The organism is Pseudoxanthomonas sp. LjRoot204_2, from assembly GCF_056175765.1.
In genome coordinates this window covers 1-7720 of sequence record NZ_JBGFFG010000143.1, presented here as the reverse complement: position 1 = coordinate 7720, position 7720 = coordinate 1, and the positions used below count along the sequence as shown (strand labels likewise).

General features: G+C 63.6%; 9 protein-coding genes. 8 read left to right on the top strand and 1 reads right to left on the bottom strand.

What is annotated here, in order from left to right:
• Positions 1-12: 12 nt before the first annotated feature.
• The 8 genes from AC04L7_RS08610 to AC04L7_RS08575 all read left to right on the top strand — a co-directional run bounded on the left by AC04L7_RS08610 (position 13) and on the right by AC04L7_RS08575 (position 7072).
• On the top strand, positions 13-2523 hold the full coding sequence (locus AC04L7_RS08610; RefSeq protein ID WP_475512831.1) for a hypothetical protein: 2511 nt from the start codon (positions 13-15) through the stop codon (positions 2521-2523).
• Positions 2524-2558: 35 nt separating this feature from the next.
• Entirely contained in the window at positions 2559-3461 is a 903-nt protein-coding gene (locus AC04L7_RS08605) for a hypothetical protein (RefSeq protein ID WP_475512830.1), read from the top strand.
• Positions 3462-3463: 2 nt separating this feature from the next.
• Positions 3464-4528, top strand: coding sequence for a phage Gp37/Gp68 family protein (locus AC04L7_RS08600; RefSeq protein WP_436001151.1), 1065 nt, complete (start codon positions 3464-3466; stop codon positions 4526-4528).
• On the top strand, positions 4525-4866 hold the full coding sequence (locus tag AC04L7_RS08595) for a DUF4031 domain-containing protein (RefSeq protein ID WP_475512829.1): 342 nt from the start codon (positions 4525-4527) through the stop codon (positions 4864-4866). The genes AC04L7_RS08600 and AC04L7_RS08595 overlap by 4 nt, the downstream gene beginning before the upstream one ends.
• Positions 4863-5150: a hypothetical protein gene (locus AC04L7_RS08590; RefSeq protein WP_436001155.1), complete on the top strand. Its 288-nt coding sequence runs from the start codon at positions 4863-4865 to the stop codon at positions 5148-5150. The genes AC04L7_RS08595 and AC04L7_RS08590 overlap by 4 nt, the downstream gene beginning before the upstream one ends.
• A gap of 89 nt (positions 5151-5239) precedes the next feature.
• Positions 5240-6328 carry a hypothetical protein gene (locus AC04L7_RS08585; RefSeq protein ID WP_475512828.1) on the top strand — a complete coding sequence of 363 codons (1089 nt, stop codon included), beginning with the start codon at positions 5240-5242 and terminating at the stop codon, positions 6326-6328.
• On the top strand, positions 6321-6650 hold the full coding sequence (locus AC04L7_RS08580) for a hypothetical protein (protein ID WP_436001159.1): 330 nt from the start codon (positions 6321-6323) through the stop codon (positions 6648-6650). Before AC04L7_RS08585 ends, AC04L7_RS08580 begins: the two co-directional genes overlap by 8 nt.
• Positions 6647-7072 (top strand): hypothetical protein, encoded by a 426-nt coding sequence (locus tag AC04L7_RS08575; RefSeq protein ID WP_436001161.1) that lies wholly within the window; start codon positions 6647-6649, stop codon positions 7070-7072. Before AC04L7_RS08580 ends, AC04L7_RS08575 begins: the two co-directional genes overlap by 4 nt.
• Before the next feature lie 59 nt (positions 7073-7131).
• Here the strand turns inward: AC04L7_RS08575 and AC04L7_RS08570 are convergent.
• Positions 7132-7720: hypothetical protein (locus AC04L7_RS08570; RefSeq protein ID WP_475512827.1), on the bottom strand; the 589-nt coding region annotated here is incomplete at its 5' end.

Genomic DNA, 7720 nt, shown 5'->3' with positions numbered 1-7720 from the left:
GCCCTTGCCACCGTGGACACGATCAAGGCGATCGAAGCGTACGCCGAACAGGTCCAAGACCGGGCAAAGGCCCTAGCGAGCTGGACGAAGAAGCATACGACCGCCTTGGGCATGCAAGCCAAGCAGCTTGCCGGCTTCCACACCGAGAAGGCCAACGTTGCGCTCGCTGTCGCCAAAGCGCAGACCGAGGGTGTGCAGGTGGCGCAGCGAGTCGCGGCGAACCTGCAGGTCTATGTCGGAAACGGAATCGAGGTGATGCAGATCCGCGAAGGCGAACCCGCGCCGCGCGGGGAAAAACTCAGGGTGCTCCAGGATTGCTTGGCGTTCGACGAGGAATGTGCGCTGCACGTCGAAAGTTGCCCTGATGGCCTGGATCACACGATGGCGGAAGAACTGTCCGCAGCTCTGGCAGACAACTCACTTGTCGATCGCATGATTCCGTACGCGCTCGGCATGGTAGTGGTCAAGTTTCGTCGTTCGTTCAAGGAGTTCGTCAAGACGACCGATCCGAAGATGGAGGCCGCGACCCACCGCTTCAATTCCCAGATGAGCGAGGACTCGAAGCGCAGCCGCCTCCTGCTCCGCGACGGTGATCGGTTGTACCTGATCGAGTCCGAGCTGTTCGACAACTTGCAGCAGCTGATGCCGAATCAGCGCGAGATGATCGACACGTTCTCGGAACACCGGTGGGGTTCAGCCCCGAAAGAACTGAAGCGCGAAGATCTCAACTATGCCAAGGCACAGCGGCGCCAGATGGGCATGCTGGACGTATATGCGAAGGTCCTTATCGCCCTGTGGGGCCTCAGGGACACGCAGGGACTACTGGCAGATAGTGCCATCCCCGCATTCGCGAACTGGCTCGATCCGGCGTTCCAGGACGCCTTCCTGGAGCTTTGCAGCCACGATCGTTTGATCGGTGAAGAGAGGCCGGACTACGCCGAATGGCGTCGCGAACAGAACTCATTCCTCGCGCCCGGCTCTACGGTCGCTGTGGTTCCTGCCCGGTGCATGAATGATGAGTATCTGCCCGGCGCCTTCGCTACGCAGGAGCGCTACAACGGACGGACGTACGAGAAGGAACGGGTGTTCGATCTGGACCGCTCTGTCCAGGATGGGATGGTGTCGCGCGTCCAGGCCGACAAGCGCGGCTTGTTCGTTGAGGTTCCGCTGGTGTATGGAGGTTACAACAAAGAAGTGCGTCGCAAGACACGCAATGGAAAGCTGTATCTGGAGGACGCCGTCCTCAGTCACACGTTGGTGCTTGATCGGGTCATCGCATCGGACCTCACCTACTATCTGAGCTCGCGGAAGCAGAGGCGCCAGTATCAGGCCTACATCGAGCTCTTCAAGATGGCCAGAACGTGGGTCGCTGCGCGCGATGAAGCAGAAGCCACGTTGCGTGCTGAGATCCTGAAGGCAGCGGAAGCCGGCCGAATCTCCGAGGACCGCCCCGCCCTCCTGCGTGCTGTCGTCAGTGCAATGGCGATCGCCAGGATGGGGCGGCGTGACCGCTCCATTCCGGAGGCGGGTACGCCTGCCCACAAGGCCTATGTAAAGACGGCTATGACGCTCCTGTACGGGCTGGTCAGCGACAACCAGCGCAGGATCGAGAGCATCACCGCATGGGCTGCCGCCAACGGTCGGGTTCCGCTGCGGCTTGTGCTGAGCGGGAAGAGTGATTGGGCCGTCTATTGCGAGCCCACCAGCGCTGAGCATGACGCACGGCTGGGAGATCCCGCTTATGCGGCCATGTATCCCGTCACGTTCAATGACGATGGCGTGGAGCTGGGCCCGGTGTCGATGCGGCTGCTGAGACTACGCAACTACGAACACGTTGTTCACGACTTCCACACCGATGTTGTGTCGGTCGTGAAAGAGTGGGGCCACGACGTCACGCGCACCACACCAAGCCTGGTAAAAGACTGGTCCGCCCGCGGGCAGGCGCTAGCTACCCTTAGCTATGAGAACGCCGTGAGTGCATTCGAGCTACGCCACAAGCACGAAGCGTGGTTGGCGGAGGTCAGCAACGCCCGGCTCTTCRGGCTGGCCGAGCGCTACAACGAAGTCAGGAAGACGGGCTCCGTTGAGCGGATGAGTATCCGCCTGGCCATCGGCACACTGCTCGTGCGCGGTGAACCGAAACTGCTGGTGGCCTCCAAGGATGCCCTCCAGCACGTCTACGACACAGGGTCGAAGGCAGAACAGGTTGACTGCGTTACCTGGATCTTCTCGACCTACGCCAAGCCCGAGAGCCATATCAGGAACATCAAGGGCGTCGACGGTGGACGGCCCAGCCAGTGGCGGATGGGCACCATGACCCTTGCTGACGCACATGCATGCCGGGAGCTGGAACACCTGGGCGCTGATGGCATGCCGGTCCTGAGGCTGGAGATCGACAACATCGTCGACCCGTCCCTGTCCGCGAAGGCGAACGAGGACCGCCGGGTCGTCGTCACCACGCTCACCGAGCTGGGAGCAAAGCTGTTCCCGGAACTCATCCCCCTGACCCGCGCTGCGGCGTAAACGAGGTACGTATGGACACGAATACCCCTTCTCCCGTGGCCACGCTGGCCAACGTCAAAGACAAGGACGGAGGACGCAGCTCGCGTCTRAAGCCAACGGGCATCGCGCTTGGCTTGCCGCTGGGCGAGCACCAGCTGTTCCTCGACGCCCCTACCCCGCCGGCGCCGGACGTCGACGAGCTGGCGCAGTTCATCCGCTCGATCGATGGCAAGCACGAGTGTGGCGCAGGCGCGCTCGCCGAGGCAATCGTCTGCTGGCTCGGGCGCCGGGAAGCACCCGCAGGCTATGACGCCGCGTGCGACGCGTTCACAAGCTACTTCGTCCGMAACTATCCCGGACCGGACACGCTCATCCACAAGCCGGAGTGGCATGCGCCTCGCCTGTTCAAAGCGGCCTACTACGCTTTCCAGGGCGCCGCCCAGGCAGATCTGGATCTTCGCAGCAGTGGTGCGGTACCGGCTCTGAACCTGGACGACGGATCATTCGCGGGCGATGTCTGCAGGCTGGCCCATCAGATGGGAGTCGGATACCAGTCCGGCGAGTCCTGCAAGCTGGGGGCGCCCTTCTACGCCTTCACGGTCACCGAGGTGGTGCAGTTCGCGAAGGTCATCACGCGGCATGCCTCCGTGRCGTACGGCGGTGCTGGCAGGCATGCCGAGCCGCAGGAGCGCGCCGCGGCGCAGGAGGTTGCCCGCATCGGCGACATGGACCCGCGCCACGCCGTTCGCGTGGGCTTCGATGGCGATGGCGATATCTATTTCTCTACGACGGCCCCGCCTGGCAGCGGCGTCGAGTTCTGCACCACCGGGACCGGCGGCGGCAAGTCGCCGAACACGTACAACGCCCTGGTCGCCCTGATGGTGGCGATAGAGGCGGATAACCAGCAGGACCCCAAGCGGGACTGGATCGCCAAGCGCAATGCGCCCAGGGAGAGCTAGAAATGGCTGTCGAGACGAAAATCCAGTGGGCCGATGGCACCTTCAACGGGTGGATGGGCTGCACGAAGATCAGCCCGAAGGCCTGTGCAAACTGCTATGCCGAAGTGTCCACGCCCTCGCGACGCTTCGGCGTTGCGTGGGGCGCTGGCCAGCCTCGCCGGCGTACAGCGCCGAGCAACTGGGCCCAGCCGGTGAAGTGGAACAACACGCTGTTCGTGGCATGCCCCAGCTGCCAGTGGCGCGGCGAGGGACGGCTCTGCATCGAAGGGGGGCGGTGTCCCGCATGCAAGACGGGCAAGCCTGAGCGGGCGCAACGGCGCATCTTCTGCGCGTCACTGTCCGATGTGTTCGACAACGAGGTCGATCCGAGCTGGCGAGAGGATCTGTTCGCGCTCATCGAGTCCACGCCCAACCTGGACTGGCTGCTGCTCACTAAGCGTATTGGCCTGGTGCACAAGATGGTGCCCGCGTCATGGATGGAGAACGGGTTCCCCAAGCACGTCTGGCTCGGTGCAACGATCGTCGACCAGACTGAAGCCGATCGCGATATCCCGAAGCTGCTGGCATTGCCCGCTTCCGTGCGGTTCCTGTCGATGGAACCGCTGATGGGTCCGGTGAATTTCCGATGGATGCCCTACGCCCATCAGGCGGCGGGCGAGGACTACCGGACCTACATGGAACGCCGCGGCGGGGTCAACCACCTGGAGAGCTTGCGCGGCATCCACTGGGTGATCGCTGGCGGCGAGAGCGGCCACCAGGCCCGACCGATGCATCCTCAGTGGGTCCGCTCACTGCGTGATCAATGCCGCGAAGCGGGCGTTGCCTTCCTGTTCAAGCAGTGGGGCGAATGGATCTCCAAAGACGCCGCAGGCGTTGCGTTGGACCTGTGCTACGAGAAGAGTCGGATCGGCGGCTGGGTGGAGCGCGACGGCAGCTTCACCGCCGGCGAAGCTGCCGCGCCCAAGGATCTGGCCACGGCCGCGCATGTGTTCCGCATCGGCAAGTCCCTGGCCGGCAGCATGCTCGATGGCAGTGAACACCTGCAGTTCCCACGGAGTGTGCTGTGACGGTGTACGTCGACAACATGCGGGCCGACTTCGGCCGCATGGTCATGTGCCACATGATCGCCACCACCAAAGCTGAGCTGCTGGCGATGGCGACGGCGATCGGTGTCCAGCACAAGTGGATTCAGCATCCTGGCAGTGCGAAAGAGCACTTCGATATCGCGCTGACCAAGCGTGCGCGGGCGGTCCGCGCCGGCGCCGTTGAGATCACTCGGCGTCAGTGCAGCTGCATGTGCATGCGCCGCCGGATCACCGGCGAGCTCGGCACGCCTGAAGATGCGGAGCGCTGGGCCCAGGAATACGCCGCGCAACGCTCGGCTCAGGCTCAGGCGCYGGCATGAAGCCCATTACCGGCACCCGCTGGACAGTGGATTGGCATGGCCAGGGCGAACCCCTGCCCGGCCAGATCGTCCGCAAGGTCTCGCCCACGGGACGTGTGACGTTTTACCGCACCCAGGACTGCCACCTGTTGCGTCATCGTGCCGCACTGCCGCCCGGCAGTGTGGCCCGGTATCGCATTCGCGCGAGCTATGTCGGCGATCAGTATGCCGGCGAGATCGCCTGGACGATGAACAGCTATGGACGGCGCCGTACCGAATCAGCCCGCTACAGCCCCCTCTTGTGAGTTAGGAGATGCACGTGTCCACATCCACCGGCCTGAAGATGGCCCGCGCAACGCCCGCCGACATCGATGCGGGCATGGCGCTTTCCAACGTGCTGGACGCACTGGGAGAAGGCAGGATGCCGTTCGACGCGGACGAAGATCAGCCGCGGCTGGATAGCAACGATCTGGAGCAGTTGCAGCAGGTCGTGGATCTGCTCCGCAAGATYGCCAAGCAAGGCAGTCTCTTTCGGGTGGTGTTTGGGATGGATACCATCCTCGCCAACGACGTGCTTGACCTAGGTGTCGACTTCCTTCAGCTCCACCCCAGGCTGGAGTCGCTGGAACAGCAGCGCGATCGCGCGGTGTCGCGACTGCAGCAGATCGAAGCCTGGTATGCCGTTCGCATCGAGCGCCTGGCCGAACTGGCCAAGGAGCAGGGCATCTGGCCTGAAGTCGCCCGCATCCTCGCCAACGGAGATCTGCAGGGGCATCCCAACCCCGATGGCACACTGGCCCAAGACCCGCCGACGTATTCCCAGCTGTTGAACCTGGCACAGCACAGAGCCATCCGGGCAGAGCAGCGCGCCGCCGCGCTGCCGGCGTCTTCCCAGCTGCTCGCGCAAGCCGTAGAGGCTGAGACAGCCCTGCTCGACGGCGAGGGTGCAGCCGCGGCGGCCGCGGCGCTCCAGCGCGTGCATGCGCGCTTCCAGGGCCTGCTCGATGCCGTGCCGCCACCGCCGGCCGAGCATCCGGACGACATGGCCATAGAGCTGTTCTGCGCTCGCCTGAAGGCGTTCGTGGCGCGCAAGCGCGTCCATGGCCCCAGCGGATGGCAGCAAGGCGGCATCAACGCGATGCTGTCCGACCAGCTGCGCCGCTACGCGCGTCATGGCGATCCGCTGGAAGCGGCTGCGATCGTCATGTACCTGGTCGCCCGTGGCGAGCTGATCGCGCCGGGGGCGCCCTCAGGGCCGGCCTGGTGCAGTCCCAGCCAGCCGCCGTCGCGGCGGCTGAAGAAGCCTGATGGAGGCACGACAGGCCTCTGGGTGCTGGTGGACCACACGCCGGAGGGAGGYCCGGCGATTCGTCGCGCGAACTACCTGCACGCCGACGCCACCTGGCACGACGCCGAGACCGGCGAGGTGCTGTCGCCTCGGGGATGGATGCTCTGGAACGGGGATGCTACCGCCCATGACTGAGCCGACCTATGACCTCACCGCGCTGGACCTGGAAGCGCTGCGTCAGCTGATCCGCACCCCGGGCCCGCTGTCCTCTGGCCTGGCGCATCTGCTGGCCAGCAGCGGCGCCATCAAACAGCCGATCGGACGCCGGTGGCGGCCCCAGGCGGCAGGACGCATCGGCGGCCGCCTGGGCAACCGCCTGCAGAAGCTGGGCCTGGCCCATTTCCGCTACACCAGCTCCGGCATCTCCGATGGCTGGTATGCCACGGAGGCGGGCAAGCAGCTCTTGTGTAAGCTCAGATCCACCACCGCACCACCCAACAGCCAGGAGGCGCAATGAGTAATCCGACACCACTGACCACTCTGCCGGACGGCAGCCCGAACAACACCGGCCTGTCCATCGATAGCGAGACCGTGCAGATCAACGTTGACCTTCGCGACTTCGGGCGGGGCAGGAAGTCCGACATCTACATCATCTACACGGATGACGAAGTTGATCCCGTGCGTCAGGTTCCAACCAAATGGGACCCTGCATCATCCGAGCCACTTGCGGACGCCACCGGAACGGTCTGGAAGAATCTCGAAGAACAGCATGGGTTCGATCTGTCGGGTGAGACCTACGACAGACTGCAGCATGCAGGCGAATGGGGGCGATACCTCCTGCATCACGCGAAGGGCGAGGTCGAAGCCGCCGAAGCACTGGCCAAAGAACATAAGCCGGAACCTTCCGAGTTCACCCCTGATCCTGACGCGGAAGACTGATCGCGAACGAACTATGCAACAACAAAGGGGCCTGACTGGCCCCTTTCTTAATTCSCCGCTCAGTGCAGTTTAGGGCGTAGTTCCAGCGCCCTGTTCAATCTTCTCAATCGATCAGGTTCGCGGGCGATGTAGCGTGCGACAGCGAGTTGCACGTCTCCATCTGTGTTGACACTCCAAGGGCCAACGCCCATTTCGGGCACAACCACGTGTCCGACGACGTCGGATACGGGCACTGCAAGCACGTTATCCCCCTGCTGGGTTTTTATCGCGGAGGCATACCGGCACAGCAAGGGCGTAAGGGGATACCGCTCTTCATTCAATCCGACGAGAAGAGCAAGCAGTCCATACTCAATCCTCCCCTCGTACATGGACTCGTTGTAGGCGTCTGGGGCAGCATCGGACAGGTCATTGAAAGTAAGCGAATCGCGATGGGTGAGTGCTGCCAACACTTTCACCGCCAGCTCAAGGTCGTCGACCTCCAAGGCCGCGGCTACACCCGACTCCAGGATGCATGCCGGGTCCTCTTGAGTGTCTTCGCACATTAATGCCATGCGGCACCCATCAGCGGCGCGTTCGAGTTGTCCCTGCTCAAGAGCTGCCATGACGAGATAGCCAGTCATCCAGTACCCGATGTCCGGAGCATTGATG